Raw genomic sequence first — 18,885 nt, 5'->3', positions numbered from 1 at the left:
CTATGCGAGATCAACATGTTCGGAAACGGCGACAGATCGGCTTCGAGTTCTTCGTCGTCTCACTCTACCAGCACATCCGGTTACCGTGACAATGCCGTCGCTCGCCGTACCGGCCTTCAGCTGGAGCAGCGCGTGGTGCCTTGTCACGGATATTGGGCTGCGTGCCAAACCCTCGTCATGGTGACTATACTGAAGGAGGTCGCTTGATCCACGCGCGCCTCGTTCAGGCGATCGGCGCAGGATGTCAACGCGAATATGTCTGGCCGCGGGGAGAAACGTATGTTCAAGCATCTGCTGGTGCCGACCGATGGTTCGGCCCTCTCCGAAGCCGCCATTCAAATGACGGTGACGCTCGCCATGGAAAGTGGCGCCAAAGTTACGGGCCTCCATGTCATCCCGGAATTTCATGTCCTCGCGTATGGCACCGAGATGATCGCGGACACCGAGGAGCGAGTCGTCCAGGCCACCCGACAGCATGCGGATGACTACCTCGCGGTCATCGCAAAAGCGGCTGCGCAAGCAGGTGTCGAGTGCGATACGGTTGCTACGAACCGCGCCCACCCGTACGAGGCGATTATCAGCGTTGCAGCACAACGAAATTGTGATCTCATCGTCATGGCGTCTCACGGACGAAGCGGTATGCGCGCGTTGTTACTCGGCAGCGAGACCCAGAAGGTCCTGACGCACAGTCAGATCCCGGTCCTCGTCGTCCGGCAGTCGACGCAAACCGGCCCATCCGGCACCCCAGCAACCGCATCAAGGCCTTCTCCTCCCTAGCGTTTGCGGTCGGCGCCGGGTTGTCGCGCACCGGTATCGGCACAAGCCTGAACGCCGCGAACGCGCAAGCGACGTTGAACGGTCTCTATTTCGTCGGGGGCCGGCAGCACGTCGATCACCACACGCGCATCGATCACACAGAGCCGCATGGCACGAGTCGCGAACATTACCGCGGGGTGCTCGACGGCGCTGCGCGCGGCGTGTTCAACGGCCGCGTCATCGTGCATCGCGATGCGCAGCAAACGGACACGCATCAGGCGAATCACAGCCTGCTGCTGTCACGCGATGCGGAAATCGACACGAAGCCGCAACTCGAGATCTACGCCGACGACGTGAAATGCACACACGGCGCGACGGTCGGTCAACTGGACGACAACCAGTTGTTCTATTTACGTGCACGAGGTGTCGAAGAGCGCATGGCGCGGGCGCTACTGACATACGCATTTGCGCGCGACATTGTCGAACGTGTGCGCATCGATTCGCTGCGTGAGCGGCTCGAAAACCTGCTGTTCGCGCGCACCCCGGAAGGCGAGCGCATCAGGGAGCTGCTATGAAGCCGATCGAACAGATGCAGACGCCCGATCCGCGCAATGTCGAGCACTGGCGAGCCGACTTTCCGATTCTGGGCGAGCGCGTGCATGGCCGGCCATTGGTCTATCTCGACAATGGCGCCACTACGCAAAAGCCTGCCTCGGACATCTACGCGGAGAACGCTTACTACCGGCATAGCAACGCCAATGTGCACCGCGGCGTGCATCTGCTGTCGCAGCGCGCGACCGATTCATTCGAGGCCGCACGCGCGAAGATTGCACGCTTCATCAATGCGCAGCGTCCGGAGGAGATCGTGTTCGTGCGTGGCACGACCGAAGCGATCAATCTCGTCGCTCAGAGCTATGCTCGCCCGCAGATCAAGCCCGGCGACGAAATCCTGATTAGCGCGATGGAGCACCATTCGAACATTGTGCCGTGGCAGCTCGTCTGCGAGCAGACAGGCGCGGCGCTGAAAGTCGTGCCGATCGACGATACGGGCGCGCTCGATGCCGACGCGTACGAGCGTTTGTTGAGTGAACGTACGCGGCTGGTCGCGATGACTCATCTGGCCAACGCGCTCGGCAGCATCAATCCGGTGGAGCGCATCGTTGCAGCGGCACACGCGCGGGGCGTGCCGGTGCTGCTGGATGGTGCACAGGCAATCACGCATCTGCCGGTCGACGTCCGCGCGATAGATTGCGATTTCTATGCGTTGTCCGGGCATAAGGTGTACGGACCGACTGGCATTGGCGTGCTATACGCCAAGGCCGCACTGCTTGAAGCGATGCCGCCATGGCAGGGCGGCGGCGACATGATCCGATCGGTAACATTCGAGAAAACGGAATACAACGCGATTCCGTGGAAGTTCGAGGGGCTCTGGTGCAAATAGGCGGTCTGGACGAGATTTTTGTTATAGAAAGGATACCTCATCAAGCAGACAGGACGGCCTCCCAAACTGCGGGCGCAGCGGTATCTTTGAGGCCGAGCTTCGCGAGGCTGAATTGGCCCTTGCGAATACGATGGACCAACTCAATACCTGAGAGAGTAATCGCTGCGTTCCTGAAACGTTTGAAGCCGAGCATGACTTTCGTCCGGGACTTGATGTTGCGGTGGTCCTGCTCGACCAGATTATTGAGATATTTCGAGGATCGAACGTTTGTGTCCTCAGGCAGCAAGCCATCGGCCTTCATCTCGCGCATGGCGCGGTGCGAGGCTGCATAACCATCAAGCGTGATGGTCTTCGGTGGCTGGCCTTGATGTTCGATTGCCTTCCTGAAAAAGGCTTTTGCCGCCTTCACGTCGCGCCTGGCGCTGAGCATGAAGTCTACTGTCTGGCCCACCCGATCCACCGCTCGATAAAGATAGACCCACTCGCCGCGCAGCTTGAGGTAAGTCTCGTCGACACGCCACGACTGCCCGGTGGGCCTGCCAAAGCGGTTCCACCGTTTCACGAACTCCGGCGCAAAGCGCCGCACCCAGCGCAGGATCGTCGTGTGCGCCAGCGACAGACCCCGTTCCGCCATCATCATCTCGACCAGATCGCGCAGGCTAAGCTTGTAGCGCAGGTACCAGCGAACACACAGAATGATCACATCGCGGTCAAAGTGACGGCCTGCGAACAGTTCGTCAAGGCTCTTCAGCTTGCTCATCGTCGGTTCTCAATTCGTTCAGCCTGACACCTTAACCGATTCGCCCCCGCGCTATTTGCACCAGAGCCCCTTGAGTTTCCATGCTCGCCAACCATTCGGCTGCTCGGTGTTGTTCGGCGAGTGCGTTACTACAACCGCATAACCAGCGTCATGCAGTTTCGTACTGATCGCTTCTCCAAGGCCGCCCATACCACCCGTCACTACAGCGATTCGTTTCGTCATCCTTTCCATCCGTGATCGTAATATCTGCGAGTATCATGAATACCCAATGGCGTCTCGCACAACCCGCCATTGCTTTGCCACAATGCCTTGCCGCCTCCCGGGTCGCGGGAGGTAATGGTTCCGGCGCGCTCAGCGAGCGCTTGCCGGATGCGCTCCGGGCACGGCCGGCCGATCAGAACACGTGGCGGATACCGACGTCCGCGGCAACTGTCGATCCCTGCACGCCGAAGAGTGCACCGTGCAACGAAAGGCCGGTATTCATCTTTCCGTGATTATTGACGTACCCGACCTGCCCGTACAGCAGCGTCGCTTTCGACAGGTTGTACGTCAAGCCTGCCGCGGCCAGAATCGAATGGTTCGACGTATCGTTGCCGTCGCTCGTATACCACACGCCCGCGTTGATGTTCGCCGCGGGCGTGACGAAATAGCTTCCTCCTGCGCCGTACACCCGGTTGTCGAACGAACCCGCGACCTTGTAATTGACGTAGTTCAGCTTCACCGTCAACTCGCCTGCCTGGTAGCTCGCGCCGATCGTGCGCCCGGAAAACTCCACCGTGCTCGGGATTGGCGTCGTTATTGCCGTGCCGCCCGCGTTGCCGCTGTACATTGCGGCGCTCACCACAAAAGGACCCGCGTGATAGTCAAGACTTGCCGAATACTGGCGGCCAGCCTGGAAACTGCCTGGCATGCCTCCAAAGGCAAACAGCGCGCTGCCCTGAAAACCCGCGATTGTCGGCGACGTGTATGAAACCGCATTCGCATTGAATACGCCTGTGACAAACACGTTTCCGATATAGAGCGGCCCACCGCTACCGAAAGACGAAGTGTTACGCGGATCCATCGCAATGATCGAGAGCGCGAAAGGCGAGTACTGGAGACCGGCTTTCACGGTGCCGAAACCTCCAGTGACGCCCACCCAGGCCTGACGGCCAAACAGATTGCCGTTCGAATCATTGAAGCCGCCGTTCGCCATGTCGATTCCGCTCTCGAGCGCAAAGATTGCTTGAGTGCCGCCGCCGAGATCTTCCGTTCCTCGCAGTCCGAACAGCGACGGCCCTACTCCGCCCGAGATGAACGAGAATTGATGGCCGGCGTTGTGTCCCGTGGACGGATCGAGCGTTCTGCTGGTATAGAGCAGGCCCGTGTCGACTATCCCATAGAGTGTCACGCTGCTTTGCGCGTATGCCGTGCTTATGCTGCCTCCCAGCAACAGAGCCACCCATGCGGCGATACGGGTCGGTGAATGCGTCGATACCATAACTCGTCTCCTGATTGCTTCGTTCTACTAAGGTAAGGGGACAGATCCGCGCCGGTCCCCGTAGCGTTCCGCGTGTTACTCAACGTCCACTGGAGCGCTCTGAAACCTCTCCCTGAGCCGCTTCTTGTCGATCTTGCCGACGCTCGTCTTGTCGATTTGGCCGACGAAAACGACGCGGTCTGGTACCGCATATCGGGAGATCACGCCGCGCGCGGCAAATCCCTTCAAGTGCTCGAGGATCTGTTCCTCGTCGGCCTGCTTGTCCGGTTTGAGCACCACCAGTGGCATGGGCCGCTCGCCCCACTTGACGTCGGTGACAGAGATCACAGCCACCTCGCTAACGGCAGGGTGGCGCGAGACCAGATCCTCCAGTTCGAGCGACGAGACCCACTCCCCGCCCGTCTTGATGACATCCTTGATGCGGTCCGTGACCTGCAGGTAGCCCTCGCTGTCAAGCACGCCGATATCGCTCAGGCGCCGATGACAAGCGCCTCGCGCCAGGTCTCAAGCAGGCGGTTCAGCTCGGCGGCATTGCGGGCGCCGCCGTGCACATAGAAGTCCGGCCGTGCGAGAACCGCGACGCAACCCAATTGGTCCAGCCACGCCGCATAGCTTCCATTGACGTCGCCCATGCCGCCCGGGCCAATGTGCACGACTGCGGCGTCCATCGCATCGAGCGCAGCACGATTGCTCGCAGAGATCTGGGCAAGCGTTGCGGCATCGCGCGCGATCACGGCGAAACGAACGCCCAGTACATCGTCGAAGCGTCCGCGACGGCCATCGACGGCGACCTCGCCCTGAACGCCGAGCAGCCCCCCTCCCGGTGCATCGGACTGCCAGAGCCCCGGCCCCAGTCGCGGGCGAGGCGAAGGTGGCGCGTAGTCCGGCTGCGCCCGCGCCGCCAGCATGGCGCGATCCCGCTGCTCCGCGGCGGCCGGGTCGGTGATGCAGATGATGTTGCCCAGTTCGATCGAGAAGTCGATCAGCGCCCGCACATGCTCCGAGCGTTCCGGACCGTAGCTGTCCAGTACACGCTCGGGCAGGCGTCCCTTCAACACACCGTCGAGGCGCCAGGCCAGGGCAATGCTGTCGCGCATGCCGCTGCACATGCCCTGGCCTGCGAACGGCGGCATCAGGTGCGCCGCGTCTCCGGCCAGCATCACGCAGCCCTGTTTCCACTGCTTGGCCCACTGGGCCCGGAAGGTATACACCGCGTGACGCTCCAGCGTGGCGGTCTCGCGAGTCATCTGCCAAGGCGCGAGCAATTCCCAGGCGACGTCTGCGTGGTTCATGTCGCTGGCGCTTTCCCCTGGCAGCAACATGAATTCCCAACGGCGCTTGCCGGGGCCAGCAGGCGCAACGGTGGTGGGGCGTGCGGGGTCGCAGAGTTGCAAGGCTTTGCCCGTCCACTCCGCCCGCTGCACTTTCGGGATGACGTCGATGACCAGCCAGTCGAACGCAAAACCAAGATCGTTCACCTCGATGCCCGCGGCCCTTCTCACGAAGGAGTTGGCGCCGTCTGCGCCCACCACCCAGCGCGCTTCGACGACGCTGCGCTCACCGGTGCCGACCAATTGCCCATCGCGCAGTTCGCCATGCTCGAGGTCGAGGCGTGCGCCATCCGGCCGCTGTGTCAGCCCGGTGACGGACCAGCCCTGGAGCACGGTGACCGTCGACTGCGTCTTGACGTGTTTGTCGATCACCCGCTCGAGGTCTGGCTGGGCAAACAAGTTCGAGGCCGGCCATCCGCTTGGACCCATTCCCTGCCAGAGCAACTCTACAAGCAGTTCACTTTTGGCGTTTCGCCACTCATAGATGTCGGCCGTTTCAGCTACTTCACTGATGTCGTTCATCACGCCGGCCGCCTGAAGAATTCGGGCGGCCTCATGGTCGAAGTGGGCGGCGCGTGGCAGCGGGTACAAGTCGGGCCATCGATCGATTACCGTGACGCGGTGACCCAGGCGGCCCAGAAGCAGGGCAAGCAGTTGACCCGTGGGGCCGTATCCAACAATGGCTACATCGGTCGAAATCGTTTTCATCCTGATCTTTCTCCTGTTTGTTGACGCCGGGACCTGGCCTGGCGCGCACTGTTTTATGGATCTGACTTCAGATAGGCTTTACTTTCAAAGGCGAGAAACAAACAAGAACGTGTCATCCGGGCGGGAGGCCGGTCGCCGCTATGCGGGCTCATGCTGGAGACCGCCGCTCCACTGCGCCGCCTCTAGCTTCATGGTGTTCCAAAGCTTCTTTTGCCGGCCATGGCTGACGCTTGCCCAGCAAGCCTTGCATCAAAAGGTGCCCGCCCGTGTTGGGCACGGACTGATTGACCGGTGTCCCAGCCACGCTCTGAATGAACATGGGATCGGAACGGGCCAGCGGCATGACGCGCAGCCATCCAGTAGCCAGCGTCAGGCTGCCGACCGATTGAGCCCATGCACCATCGGATAACAGGCCAGTGGCGATGCAAGTAGTCACGCCAAGAGCGCTGATCGCTCGCTTGAATTTCATGGTGTCTCCTCCTAAAAGTTGCTGCGTGCAAAAAAATTGTTTTATTAGGACTCCAACGTTTATTGTTTCTTATTGAGCCGTCGTAATGTGCTGTTGCATGTCCGCGGGTCGATGCCAGCGTCGCGCGCCCTCTTGATCAATCCAACGGGATGTCGTTAGTCGATGTCGCTCGTCAGCCGATCGGTGTCCTGCTTACCGCCTGTTGATGCCGGCAACGCTCCTGGCCAGGACTGCGCAAACGGGGAAATGCAAAAAGAGAAGGGAAAACGCCCGAGTACGGCACGCGCGATGTCCTCCTGTGCCGCCTCGGGAAGTTCCACCCGAATCGAGACGCCGCGCGCGTTGCTTTCGTCGACGCTGAGAGAGGCGCCCTCGATTCCGGCCTCGACGAGTGCCGAGCGCAGCGCGTCAGCGGTTTCGCGCCGCTTCAATTCGGGCTTGAAGATCTTGCCGACGCCCGTCAGTGGCATCGCATTCACGATGCGAACTTGCTTCGGCACCGCTGCACGTTCCGCTATCGCGTGGCGCGCGAAGTCCGCGAGCTCCTCCTCGGTCGCGCTTGCGCCCGGCTTCAACTGGACATACGCGACCGGTAGCTCCCCGGCATGTGCGTCCGGGCGACCCACGGCCGCCGCGATTTGTACCGCGGGATGGCAATGAAGCGGTTCCTCGATCGCCGCCGGGTCGATATTGTGGCCGCCCCGAATGATGAGGTCCTTCTTGCGGCCCGTGAGCCGGAAATAGCCGTCGGCATCGCTACAACCGATGTCGCCCGTATTGAGCCAGTGCTTGCCGTCCTCGAGGTCGACCCAAAGGCCGGCATTCTGCTCGCGCTGAACATAGCCGCAAAAGATGTTCGGCCCCGATACAACCAAAAGCCCCGGTTCGCCGGTTTCGCAATCGCGCACATAGCGGCCGGCGTCATCGACGATGATGGCTTTCATGTGTTGCCCAGGCACTCGAAGCCCGATAGACCCGAGCCGGCGTTCTCCGCGGGGCGGGTTAATGCTGCTTACACACGTTCCCTCGGTGAGGCCATAGCCTTCGAGAATCTTGATGCCTGTGCGCTCCTGAAAGGCGCGGAAAACTTCCGTGGGCATGGGCGCGGCGCCGCACAGGCCATACTCGAGCGAGCTCACATCATGGTCGCCCACGGGCACGTCGAGCAGCGACGCATAGAGCGTCGGCACGCCGCTGAAAAAGTTGATGCGGTGATGCTCGACGATTTCCCAGAAGCGTTTGACGACGCCATCGCCGCGATAGCCGAGGGGCGTGCCGAGCACCACATGAGCGCCTTTGGAAAAAGGCAGAAGACCGGTCGCAAGAACGGCGTTGACGTGAAAAAGCGGGAGTCCGCAAAAGACGGTCTTGCCGGGCGCCATGCTGTCGCCGAACACCTTGCCTGCGCTCCACGCGTTGGCTACTTCGTTGCGGTGGCGGCGCATGGCGATCTTCGGCAGACCGGTTGTGCCGCCCGTGCAGAAGTACGACGACAGGTTGTCACCACTCAAGCCACGGGGGCAACTGAGTTGCGCTCCCGACTCGCGCGCGATCGCTGCCCCGAAGTCGTGCGCTTCGATATGAGAAGGAATCGTGCTACCGAGACCGCCGCCGCCGTATAACCATGAAGTCTCGTTGCGCTGAAGCAGCGTCGCCTCAAGCCGAACTTTGCTCGGCGCCCGGTCGGCCATGTCCACGAGCACGAGATGCTGCAAAGCGTCGAGCCTTGGAAGAATGGCGCTGACCTTTTGCCAAATGTCCACACCAGGGAACGGCGCCAGCGTAACGAGCACAGTGGCCCCTGCCGCGTTGAGCAACTCGGCCAGCGCTTCACCTTCGAGCAGCGGGTTGATCGCACAGACGATGCCGGCGGCCTGCCCGCCCCAGATGACGAGATGGGTTTCCGGCAGATTGGGCAGCACATAGGCGATTACCGGAGCCTCGCTCCCGTTCAGGCGCGCGAAAAAATTCGCCGTTCGCGTGATGTCAGCCACTAGCTCGCAATACGTCCATCGCTCCACATCGCGATGCGCGCTGGCCGTCAGGAAAAACGAGAGCGCGGGCGCCGAGGGATCGATGGCCGCGCCGCGGCAAATCATCTCGAAGGTGCTGGCGGGAAGGTCCGCCGGCAAACCTTGGGCTTCGATGGCAAGAATGTCTTGCTGACTCGCGACGCCGTTCATGCTGCACCGTTCACGACATGATTGCGCTGCACGCCCAAATCGATGGACCCATCCGAGCTGGCGATACGCGCCTCCACGATGTCGCCGGCGCGCAGATACTGCTGCCGCTTCGCCTGCACCTTCATGAAGAACTTCCATTTGGCGGCCTCGGGCAACAGCGCCGCAATGCGCTTTTTGGCAGGCGACGGAATGCTCAACGCGCAACCCGCTGGCGTTCCGGTTGCGAGCAGGTCACCGGCGTAAAGATCATGTACCCCGGAGAGTTCGGCCAACGTTGCGGCCGGGCCATGGACAAGATTCGCCGTCGAGTCCTTCTGGCGGACGGCGCCATTGACGGTGAGCGTCAGCTCGAGCGTCTTCAGTTTCGGAATGTCATGCGGCTCCAACAGGCAGAGGTAAGGACCGACCGGTCCGAACGTGCGGTAGCTCTTGCCTTTATAGAACTGCATTTGCGGGATCTGGATATCGCGCGCGGAGTAGTCGTTCACGATCACCGCGCCGGCGACGTACTCATGGAGGTTTGCATCGGTGATCGCCAGAGGGGACCTGATGTCGCGCTTCATCACAAGGCCCAACTCGATTTCGTAATCGAGAAACCTCACGTGCTTCGGCTTGGTCAATGGCGAGTTGGCGGAAACGATGCAACTCGTCGCCTTCGTAAAGATCATGTTGAAGTTTTTCGCGTCCGGATTCATGCCGGATTCGATCATGTGCTGACGGTAGTTCGCGCCTTGGCAAACGAACTGCTGATTCGCCGTGACGGGCGACAACCAGTCCACCGCCGTTTCGGGAATGGTCGGCCCGTTGAGCGTGGCGAGGCTTGCGACCGGATTTGCCTCGATGAAGTCGGCAGTCGTCCTGAACTCGCCGGGAATGGGCGTGATGGCACCATTGCGGATGATTCCCCAGCGGGCGAGCCCTTCGTACTTGTAGTGCAGAACGTGCAATGACATGAATGCGTCTCCGATGTCGTAGGAAGTCGTTGGCCTCAGGCGAAAAGCTTGGCGAGCGTTACCAGCTTTTTCACCGTCAGGTCAGGGCTGCGACGAAGATTGCGAACGAGCGCCAACAACTTGGCCGCCGTAAATTTGGGCTTCGTGAAGCTGCGCGGCATCTTCGGCCCCCACTGCGCCATCGCCTCGCGGCTGACGGTATGCAGGCCCGTTGGTTTATCCGCCGTAAACAAGTCGCCGTCGCAGTAGTGCTCGTGCTTGTCACCCCAAGGGTCCTGCCAGTAATCAAAGATCTGGCTGCCGAGAATGTGTCGGCCGATTCCCCAGGAGTGGGTCCACCCTTCTTCGCGCAACAGCCGCTGGCCCATACCGATCGCATCGGTGTCGACCACTTCATACGCGCTATGGCTATACGTGGGAACGAAGCCTTGCGCGAGAGCAAGGGTATGGTGGTCCGCGGGCGTCGTGCCCAGATCGAGCCGCATGAAGGCGACAGCGGGTGACCCATCGGGAAGCGTCTGGACGTCGCTCGGGATGAATCCGAAGTGCTGCGTGTACCAGGCGCAAGTTTGCTGATAGTCGGCAAGCTCGAGCACGATGTGTCCCAACTTCACGACTTCCGGCGCGCATGCCGGAGGCCGCTGCGTGTCGTTGACCCGGACGGTGGCGTCCACCGAGTTGAACGGCAAGGGTGACCGGTGAGGCAAAGAGGCGACAGTGGCTCGCCCTGTGATGGCGTCGGCACGAAAGCCGGAGGGATCGGTCAGCCGCACGCGATAGCCGCCACCGGGCCAATCGGAAAGCTCGATGTCCGACGCGCCGGGCACCTTTGCAAGCGCTTCAAGATCGCTCCGGCCATTGACTTGCAGACCGAAGCCGACGAAGCGCGCGGTAGCCGCCTTGCACACCACGTAGCAAAAAGGCGAGCCGGCGGTGCCTCGCAGGAACAACCGTTCCGCGTCTCGTGAGACTGTCAGGAGCCCGAAGTCATTGAGGAAATGTTCGGCCTTTTCGAGGTCGGGCCGCTCGAATATGAGGTACGCCAACGCCGACGCCTTCGTCGTGGGATGGGGATGGCGGGCCGGTTGTGCAGTGGTCAGTTTCATGGTCTGGCGACTCGGATGGCATTGGCGGCCCGCGGCTCGGCGGCGCCGATCGGCTCGCCGAACAAAGCCAGGGTTTCTCGCACGAGGCGGTTCACCTCGGTAGCGGGGCCGTCATGAAGAATGGGGGTTCGCTGCCGGCACCGCACATGCCCAGCTGGTTCGCGGTACGCGAGACGCCGCGCATGCCGCAATTGGCCAGGAAGGCTTCGGGTGCCGACAGGTCGGGCTTCCCGCGCATCAGGAAGGCCAGCGATGGCGCCTTGACGAGGGCGGCTGGCCCTTCAAGTTTGCGGGCAGACGGCGGCAGAGCGCTTTCCGGACAGGCAGGCGCAGTTCGCAACGCTGATTTGGTTGCATGCATGAGGTCTCCTTTAAACTTGACGGCGGTCAAGGATAAGTATCATTGTTCTTATACTTTACTCTATGTCAACTTGACGTTCGTGTCAAAAAATTTTTTTGACTGGAAATTGGTCATGGAGCCCACTAGTACACAGAGTCGAGGCGTGCCCGGATGGGTCGTAAAAGACATGGCGACAGATTTGTTAAAAGACCATCGCACTCGCGTCGGGACGGAGCGGCGGGGGAAGACGCGCGCGAGGCTGCTCAAGAGTGCGTTGCTGGTATTTGCAGAAAAGGGGCCGGCAGAGCCCATCATCGACGATGTGATCGCGCTGGCCGGGATGTCGCGCGGTTCCTTCTACAACTATTTTCGGACCAACGAGGAATTGCTGGAAGCCGTTGCCGCCGAAGTCACCAATGAATGGCTGCGGGTGGCCGATCCTATCGTGCGATTGTATGAAGATCCGGCCATACGCGTCACCTGCGGTACCATGCTGCTGTTGCATGCCATGCGGAGCTATCCGCTTCTGAGCGCGTTCCTGTCGCGGATGCAGATCCCCGCCGCTGGCCGAGAGCTGCTCGGCATTCGGAATCTGACGCGCGACGTTCTCGCCGGTATTGAGCGGCACAGGTTCGCACAACGGCAGCCGCGGGCCGTGATCGATATCGTGGTTGGCGCCATATTCTGTGCGGCGCGCTCCCTGTCGCAGGAGATGCTGCCGAACGATTATCTGGACGACATGGTGGTGGCTTTGCTGCTAAGCCTTGGCATGACGGAGGACGAAGCTGTCCGGCTCGTCGCGCTTCCGTTTCCAGATCTCGAATTGGATGACCAGTCGCTCCTGAAAAGGACGCTCGAAGGGGCGGGGAACCGCAGAGCGGGCGCCTGATCGCCATCAGTCGTGCAACATCGAGGGCGGCCCGGGGATTCGGCAGCATTCCTCACGCTGAACTGATGCTGTCGCTTGCGAGGCATCGTCGATCGGCGTGCGCTGCATCTGATCAAGATGTGGCTGGCATGCCCCGCTGAAGAAACCGATTTACCGAAGTGGCGCGGGATTGCAAGCTAAGCTGTTTTCTCCAAAGCTCCGATCCGGTCGGAGCTTTTTTCATCGAGCAGGATCACCGCGCCATCAAGCCGATGATGGGCTTCAAGAATTTCCGGTGTGCGCGCATCATTCTGTCCGGCATCGAGGTGATGCACATGATTCGCAAAGGGCAGATGCAGCACGATGGCGACACCGGAACCGCCGCCGAGCAATTCTATTCGCTGGTCATGTAAGCAGTCCTCTTCATATCAAATCCGCTCGCACTGACTTCCCTTATCGCGACAAAACCATTCCCAGGGAGCAAGGTCTGGGTCCGTGGTGAACAATGAGCACGAACGGGCTGGGCCCGACACAGTCGGCTCCGGGACACGTGTAATCAGGTCGCCCAGGTCCTGCCGAATAGCCACGCTCTTGGCGATGAGGTTGCGATTCAAGCTTCTATTTCCTTTTGCGTGCCGGAGCGGTCCGCGTTCGCCAGCAGCGCGGTTTACCGCGCTTCACCCTTCGATTTATCCCGGCGCTTTAGGCCGCGACCGAGCCAGTCAAATCGTTGCCTGCGTCGCGCGTCCGCTCGAGAATGTGGGCTCCGGCGCTGGCGAGTGCCTTTGCCTTCGCGTGGTCTCCCATTGACAGCCCCTCCGCTCGCACGAAGCGCACGTCGGTTACGCCCATGAAACCGAAAACCGTCTTCAGATAGCTCTCCTGATGATCGGCCACTTCCATCGGGAGACCGGCATACATGCCGCCGCGTGTCGAGACCACGATGGCCGTCTTGCCTTGGGCCAACCCTTCGGGCCCCTCAGCCGTGTACCGGAACGTGCGGCCGGCTTGCGCGATGCGATCGATCCACGACTTCAGCTGGCTAGGAATAGAGAAGTTGTACATCGGCGCGCCGACCACAACGACATCAGCGGCCAGGAACTGGCTCACCAGTCTCTCGGAGATGGCGTTCTCGTGCTTTTGGACCGGCGTGAGCTGCGGCGCGTCGACGGGTAGCCGGAAGCCGAGCGAATTCATATCCAGGTGCGAAGGCGCGTCAACCGCCAGGTCGAGATAGTCGACCGTCGCGTCAGGATGGCTGACCATCCATTGCGCAACGACTTTCCTCGTCAGGTCGCGGGAGACGGAGGCAGCGCCCAGCGGGCTGGAATCGATATGCAATAGCTTCATGGTTAATTCCTTTGAGGGATTAGCTGTTGGCAGTGACGATGCAGAATCTGAACGACATGCGCTTGTTTACGGTGGTGGCACGTAGGCTCGCGACGGCCTGCCAGCCGATACCCCGGCTGATGTTGCGTGAAAGCGCACCTGGGCGCCTGCCCTATTTCCCGCCACCTTCAAAAAATTCCACGGGTTACCTGATAGTATCCTCAGTTCAGCTCTATGCGTCAACAATGATCTAACAATGGCTTGCGCTTCAGTGTGTCCAGGCAGACCTTTGCTCAAGACGAGAATTGGGAGTGCATCGATCGTCGCGATGTGACTGGCGTCTGCAATCAGCGCTCACGCCGAAAGCAGCGTCACGCTACACGGGATCGTGGATGGAGGATTGCTCTATCTGAGCACGTAGAGCGAAGGGCTTTGTCGCGTTAAGGCTTTGAGGTAAAGTCAGCTGACGTAAATGGATGACGATCACGATGGCCAAGACGCCGCGCACGACATTGCCCCCTGGCATCGCCAAGGTGCTGAAACGATTGCACTACCCGCTGGATGTGATCCTGCTGTGCGTGCGGTGGTATGTAGCGTACTCGCTGAGCCTGCGAAACCTCGAGGAAATGATGGCGGAACGAGGGTTCGAGGTTGATCATTCGAGCGTGCATCGGTGGGTGATCAAGCTCGTGCCGTTGTTTGAAAAGGCGTTTCGCAAGCACAAACGTCCGGTAGGCAAAAGCTGGCGAATGGATGAGAGCTACATCAAGGTGCGCGGCCAGTGGAAGTACCTGTATCGCGCGGTCGACAAGGCCGGAAAAACCGTGGATTTCCTGCTGCGAGCCCATCGTGACAAGGCTGCCGCGCGTTGCTACTTCGAGAAGGCCATCGACCAGAATGGCGAGCCGCAGACCATCACCGTGGATAAGAGCGGCGCGAATCTGGCCGCCCTGCACGCCATCAACGCCGAACGGGAAACGCCCATCAAGATCCGGCAGGTCAAGTATCTGAACAACATAGTGGAACAGGATCATCGTGCCATCAAACGCATCATCAAGCCGATGATGGGATTCAAGGATTTTCGTTGCGCCAGCATCATCCTGTCGGGCATCGAAGTGATGCATATGATACGGAAAGGGCAGATGAAAGACGCCGGAATTCAGCGGACCGGCGCCGAGCAATTTTACTCGCTGATTATATGAGTAGTCCGTATCATATCTGAACGTGCACGTCCTGCCATTCTTATCGCGACAGAACCCCCCCGTTCATCCTCGATCGCCTCACAGTTCGGCCGGCACGAATGGTTCAGCCAGCGGGCACTGTTGCCACCCACGCTGCCGTCAATTACGCGTCCGTCAGCAAGGCCGAAGAGAAACGTGTGACCGGGCGTTCCAGAACGCTTGTGCCTGGCAGCGGCCCGCCGCCAGGAGGTGACTTCACCGCGATATTCAAGGATCCGCGCGCCAGCGGTGATAGCCTGCAGCGCGAACACGCCCCGCCCATGAACTGAAGATTTTCTGACCGCCACACGCCGCACTTCCGGACTCCTGGTTCGTTGATGGCAGCGAGCATATCGGGCGCTGCGTGGCACCGCAACTGCCCCGTGGCATTCAGAACAGGGTGGTCTGACGGGGATCCCGCGCCGGCGGGCGGGAAACGGCAGTACGGCCAGGTCGACGGTTGCGGCCACGACTATTCCGCACCCGCTGCAGGTGGGCCAGCATCAGACAGCCCGACGTCCCATCACTGAAACGCAACGCAAACACCCCGGTTTCGCCGTGCGCACACGGCCTGGTCGCGCAAAACGACAGGCGCAGATCCCGCGACTTCGCGCGCGCAATCATCTGCGTGCGGCTCATGCCGTGCCAGCAGTCAGCGATGAACGCCTTCACCGCCCCGGGCAACGACTCATGCGCGATGCCCGCGGGGAGCGTCAGCCCGGTGAGCAGATAGATATCAGCCATGCAGTGACTTTCCGGAATGCAGCGATCTCTGTTTATACCGCTTTTTTTCGACGTATTCCCGGTTTGGCCTGTGTGCCCGCGACCGCCGCGCGCGGCGGCCGGGTCGCACGCCGCGCGTTCCCGCCCCTGGAAGGAACAGCGGACCGGTGCGCGTCTCTCGCATCCGCTTGAGCATCCCGTGTCGCGATGAGCTCCGTCTGCAGCCGCGTGTTCTCCGCCTGAGCCGCATCAAGCCGCCCCTGCAGCACGCCCGTCTGATGACGCGCGTCGCCCAGTTGCGCCTGCAGGGTGTCAACTGCCCGGCGATGGTCCGCATCCTTGCGGTCCGAGCGGCGCGCGGCTTCGTCGACCTCTTTCTGCAGCTTCGCCGCATGCCCCCGCTCGCGGTCAATCTCCAGCAGGGCGCGTTTCTCGGACGCCCTGAGCCGATCCTCGGCCCGTTCGGCCGCTTCGCGCTGCTTTTCCAGATCCCGCGAAAACCCTTCCCTCACTTCCGCGAGTTCGCGATCGCGCCCGATCAACGCTTCCCTGAGTCGCCCGAGCTCCGCCTCCAGCGCCTGCCGCTGTGCATGACCTTCGGCCTGCGCCTTTTCCAGCTCCCGTACCTCGACCTGCGCGGCCAGCAGCGCGGCGGTGCGCTGCTCGAGTGCGCTCTCGGTGCGACCCAGCTCATCGCGGGCGGCAACGACAGACTGCTGCGCCTCGGCCCGCTGCGCCCCGAGTTCGTCACGCAGCGCGTCCAGTGAGGCCGCAGCCGACGCGCTCGCGCGCGTCCAGAGGGTGGCGACCAGTTCGCCGGCGGCCGCGCCGAGATCGGCCGGCAGATCGGGATGGTCGATGCGCACCCGGCTTTTCTCGCGCAGTTCCGACCAGAACTCGCCCAGGACCTGGGTCGGCGTGCCCATGCTGCCCCGCTTCACCAGCTGGTACAGGCGGCTCGCCGTCGGCGTGATACCGAAGCGGAAAAACAGCAGCGCACAGACCTCGCGGTACAGCTCGCGGGTCTTCGGGAACCGGGCCTTGAGGTGCTCGATCTCGGCGGCCAGCGCCACGTCGGGGGAGAGGACGTCACTCATGACAATTTTACGGATTTGACTTCCGTTCATATTACTACGTAAACCGCATTATATCTAATGCTCTCCTTCCGTTATTTTGACATTATCCCTATAATGTTGAAACGTAACCTTACCGATGTGGCAATCATCGCGTGACATGGCGAAACTCCACTCCACCTCGCCCGCGACCACGAAAACGATTGTCCCGCCCATCGGGGAGTTCCTTCCCCGTCAGTCCGGCAGGACATTCGACTGTCGAAGACGAACGCACGACCCTGAGCCGCCGCTCGAACTCGCGCCACCACAGCAACGGCTGCTTCCGAGGTGCAACTGCCAGTCGCCTCATCGAATTTGCCGAGTGGCCGGTCAGCCGACATCAATCCGATGACGGCAAAACGCAACGCAGTGACCGATTGTTCAGGCGAACGGCCGATTTGCATTCGCCCTGGCCTGATCCATCAATCCCTTCGATCGCCCGCGACACCCTCACCACGGGATCGTCTCATTCTCCCAGCGCGTGAACGTCCCTGTTGGGCTGTCCGGGCCCAGCAGCGCGACGCGCACCGCTTCGCGAGCGCCTTCCTCGACGGTCTCGGTGCCCGAATAGCCATTGAGGTTCGTTTTGGTAAAGCCCGGGGAGACAGCGTTGACCTTGATCCCGTCCGGTTCCAGCTCGATCGCCATGGCGACCGTCAAGGCGTTGAGAGCCGTTTTGGACGCAGGATAGACGGGGCCGAAGATCGCACGGTAGGCGAAGGCCGGATCCGAGTTCGTCGTTAACGACCCAACGCCGCTCGACACGTTGACGATGCGGGCGCCCGGCGTCGCGCGCAGAAGCGGCAGCATCGCCTGATAAACGGCGAGCACGCCGAACACGTTGGTGTCCCACACCGCGCGCATCTCATCAAGGGACACGTTGCCCGGGCGGGTCGTCTTCGCGTACTCCTCGACGGACTGACCGGACCGCTTTTTCGTGTTCGAAATGGCGGCGTTCTGGATGAGCACGTCGAGGCGGCCGAACTCGTTGCTTACGCGCTCCGCCGCGGCTGTGACCGAAGCCTGATCCGTCACGTCGAGCTGGAGCGCGTGGCCGTCCGGCCCCAACTCCTTGGCCGCAGCCTCGCCGCGCTCGAGATTGCGCGACCCGACCAGCACGGTGAAACCGTGTGCCGCGAGATCCTTGGCGATCTGAAGGCCGATGCCTTGATTGGCCCCGGTGACCAGGGCGACGGGTTTGTCCTGCATGGCAATCTCCTTGTGTTGCGCTGTAGCGCGCAAAAGCCAGTTCCGTTTTTCAGTTCAGCTCAGGGCGATGCCGCTGGCTGGTTAGTGAGCCTCGGCCGCCCAGGCTTCGGCGTCGGCGCCGGCCGGAATGCGCATCGGCGCTGACGGATCGGTCGCCGCGCGCCACACCGCTTTGGCGACGTCGTGCGCCCGGGTGATCGGGGCAGACGTATCGAGGACCCGCGCGAAAACCTCCTTGACCAGATCGGTATAGGCTTCGTGGTCGAGGCCGCTCATGTGCGCGCGCGCGTTGTCTCCGAAGCGGGTGTCGGGCGCACGTCCCGGCAGCACCAGGCGCGCCCGTATGCCGAACTGCTCGAGCTCCAGCGCCATCGACTCGGTGAATGCGTTCACCGCCGCCTTGCTCGCACGGTATGCGGCAATCAGGGGCAGGGCCTTCAGCGTCACGCTCGATGTGACATTCACGATCACACCGGCCCTGCGCTGGCGGAATTGGGGTAGCACCGCTTGCGTCAATGCGATCGTGCCGAAGGTGTTGGTTTCAAAAATTTCGCGCACCGTCGTGATCGGGATGAGCTCGACCGGGGCGGCCGCGCCAAACCCCGCGTTGTTGACGAGGACGTCGATCGGCCCTGCGGCCTCGACAGTCGCGCGAATGCTGTCCGGGTTCGTGACGTCGAGCGCGAGCACGCGCAGACTGTCGGCTGGCGGCAGCACATCCGCACGCGGCGTGCGCATCGTGGCGATGACCTGCCAGTCGCGCGCGAGGAAGTAGCGGGCGATCTCAAGGCCGAATCCGGAAGAGCAGCCGGTGATCAGTACGGTTTTCATGGGGACTCCTGTGGGCAAGGTGTCCGTACGATAGATCGCCAAGGTCGTACCCGCTACAATCGATCA

At 61.5% G+C, this 18,885-nt stretch carries 16 protein-coding genes and 6 pseudogenes; 6 read left to right on the top strand and 16 right to left on the bottom strand.

Translation table 11 applies throughout. From position 1 onward, the window contains the following. Positions 1-279 precede the first annotated feature (279 nt). The 3 genes and pseudogenes from OKW35_RS01940 to OKW35_RS01930 all read left to right on the top strand — a co-directional run. Positions 280-777: a universal stress protein gene (locus tag OKW35_RS01940; RefSeq protein WP_121318972.1), complete on the top strand. Its 498-nt coding sequence runs from the start codon at positions 280-282 to the stop codon at positions 775-777. Further along, positions 765-1,331, top strand: a pseudogene (locus OKW35_RS01935) (SufB/SufD family protein); the annotation flags it as partial. The gene OKW35_RS01940 and the pseudogene OKW35_RS01935, both read left to right, overlap by 13 nt. Continuing rightward, positions 1,328-2,179: pseudogene (locus OKW35_RS01930) on the top strand (aminotransferase class V-fold PLP-dependent enzyme); the annotation flags it as partial. The pseudogenes OKW35_RS01935 and OKW35_RS01930, both read left to right, overlap by 4 nt. Positions 2,180-2,237: 58 nt before the next feature. Here the strand turns inward: OKW35_RS01930 and OKW35_RS01925 are convergent. From OKW35_RS01925 to OKW35_RS01880, 10 genes and pseudogenes are all read right to left on the bottom strand, one after another. After that, the gene (locus OKW35_RS01925; RefSeq protein ID WP_429551230.1) at positions 2,238-2,948 is read right to left on the bottom strand and encodes an IS6 family transposase; all 711 of its coding nucleotides are present in this window, start codon (positions 2,946-2,948) and stop codon (positions 2,238-2,240) included. 76 nt (positions 2,949-3,024) lie between these two features. After that, positions 3,025-3,179, bottom strand: a pseudogene (locus OKW35_RS01920) (SDR family NAD(P)-dependent oxidoreductase); the annotation flags it as partial. Positions 3,180-3,351: 172 nt separating this feature from the next. Beyond that, positions 3,352-4,437, bottom strand: a complete 1,086-nt coding sequence (locus OKW35_RS01915) for a porin (RefSeq protein ID WP_429551100.1) — start codon at positions 4,435-4,437, stop codon at positions 3,352-3,354. A gap of 75 nt (positions 4,438-4,512) precedes the next feature. Then, a pseudogene (locus tag OKW35_RS01910) lies at positions 4,513-4,908 on the bottom strand (AMP-binding enzyme); the annotation flags it as partial. Then, positions 4,908-6,476, bottom strand: coding sequence for a bifunctional 3-(3-hydroxy-phenyl)propionate/3-hydroxycinnamic acid hydroxylase (locus OKW35_RS01905; protein ID WP_429551099.1), 1,569 nt, complete (start codon positions 6,474-6,476; stop codon positions 4,908-4,910). The pseudogene OKW35_RS01910 and the gene OKW35_RS01905, both read right to left, overlap by 1 nt. 148 nt (positions 6,477-6,624) lie before the next feature. After that, the gene (locus OKW35_RS01900) at positions 6,625-6,945 is read right to left on the bottom strand and encodes a hypothetical protein (RefSeq protein ID WP_429551098.1); all 321 of its coding nucleotides are present in this window, start codon (positions 6,943-6,945) and stop codon (positions 6,625-6,627) included. A gap of 155 nt (positions 6,946-7,100) precedes the next feature. After that, positions 7,101-9,128, bottom strand: coding sequence for an acyl-CoA synthetase (locus OKW35_RS01895; protein ID WP_429551097.1), 2,028 nt, complete (start codon positions 9,126-9,128; stop codon positions 7,101-7,103). Then, positions 9,125-10,081: a fumarylacetoacetate hydrolase family protein gene (locus OKW35_RS01890; RefSeq protein WP_429551096.1), complete on the bottom strand. Its 957-nt coding sequence runs from the start codon at positions 10,079-10,081 to the stop codon at positions 9,125-9,127. Before OKW35_RS01890 ends, OKW35_RS01895 begins: the two co-directional genes overlap by 4 nt. A gap of 35 nt (positions 10,082-10,116) precedes the next feature. Continuing rightward, positions 10,117-11,187 (bottom strand): VOC family protein, encoded by a 1,071-nt coding sequence (locus tag OKW35_RS01885; RefSeq protein ID WP_429551095.1) that lies wholly within the window; start codon positions 11,185-11,187, stop codon positions 10,117-10,119. A gap of 91 nt (positions 11,188-11,278) precedes the next feature. Beyond that, positions 11,279-11,548 carry a hypothetical protein gene (locus OKW35_RS01880; protein ID WP_429551094.1) on the bottom strand — a complete coding sequence of 90 codons (270 nt, stop codon included), beginning with the start codon at positions 11,546-11,548 and terminating at the stop codon, positions 11,279-11,281. 166 nt (positions 11,549-11,714) lie between these two features. Between OKW35_RS01880 and OKW35_RS01875 the strand changes: the two genes are divergently transcribed. Both OKW35_RS01875 and OKW35_RS01870 read left to right on the top strand, forming a co-directional pair. Beyond that, positions 11,715-12,416: a TetR/AcrR family transcriptional regulator gene (locus OKW35_RS01875; RefSeq protein ID WP_429551093.1), complete on the top strand. Its 702-nt coding sequence runs from the start codon at positions 11,715-11,717 to the stop codon at positions 12,414-12,416. A gap of 221 nt (positions 12,417-12,637) precedes the next feature. Beyond that, a pseudogene (locus OKW35_RS01870) lies at positions 12,638-12,808 on the top strand (IS6 family transposase); the annotation flags it as partial. Between the two features lie 289 nt (positions 12,809-13,097). Here OKW35_RS01870 and OKW35_RS01865 read toward each other — a convergent pair. After that, positions 13,098-13,745 (bottom strand): FMN-dependent NADH-azoreductase, encoded by a 648-nt coding sequence (locus OKW35_RS01865; protein ID WP_429551092.1) that lies wholly within the window; start codon positions 13,743-13,745, stop codon positions 13,098-13,100. A gap of 467 nt (positions 13,746-14,212) precedes the next feature. Here OKW35_RS01865 and OKW35_RS01860 point away from each other — a divergent pair, with 467 nt between their 5' ends. Then, positions 14,213-14,926 carry an IS6 family transposase gene (locus OKW35_RS01860; protein WP_429551229.1) on the top strand — a complete coding sequence of 238 codons (714 nt, stop codon included), beginning with the start codon at positions 14,213-14,215 and terminating at the stop codon, positions 14,924-14,926. Positions 14,927-14,991: 65 nt separating this feature from the next. On the opposite strand, the pseudogene OKW35_RS01855 reads toward OKW35_RS01860, so the two are convergent. The 5 genes and pseudogenes from OKW35_RS01855 to OKW35_RS01835 form a co-directional block, all read right to left on the bottom strand. Next, positions 14,992-15,261: pseudogene (locus OKW35_RS01855) on the bottom strand (SET domain-containing protein); the annotation flags it as partial. Positions 15,262-15,334: 73 nt separating this feature from the next. Beyond that, positions 15,335-15,688, bottom strand: coding sequence for a hypothetical protein (locus OKW35_RS01850; RefSeq protein ID WP_429551091.1), 354 nt, complete (start codon positions 15,686-15,688; stop codon positions 15,335-15,337). Between the two features lie 32 nt (positions 15,689-15,720). Continuing rightward, complete coding sequence (locus OKW35_RS01845; protein ID WP_429551090.1) at positions 15,721-16,764, bottom strand: DNA-binding protein; 1,044 nt, start codon at positions 16,762-16,764, stop codon at positions 15,721-15,723. A 465-nt stretch (positions 16,765-17,229) separates the two neighbouring features. Beyond that, positions 17,230-17,988, bottom strand: coding sequence for an SDR family oxidoreductase (locus OKW35_RS01840; protein ID WP_429551089.1), 759 nt, complete (start codon positions 17,986-17,988; stop codon positions 17,230-17,232). A gap of 81 nt (positions 17,989-18,069) precedes the next feature. Continuing rightward, positions 18,070-18,819, bottom strand: a complete 750-nt coding sequence (locus OKW35_RS01835; RefSeq protein ID WP_429551088.1) for an SDR family oxidoreductase — start codon at positions 18,817-18,819, stop codon at positions 18,070-18,072. Between the last annotated feature and the right edge of the window lie 66 nt (positions 18,820-18,885).

The sequence above is a fragment of the Paraburkholderia sp. MM5477-R1 genome (assembly GCF_050436385.1).
GTDB lineage: Bacteria > Pseudomonadota > Gammaproteobacteria > Burkholderiales > Burkholderiaceae > Paraburkholderia > Paraburkholderia tuberum.
This window is presented reverse-complemented; position numbering and strand designations above follow the sequence as displayed.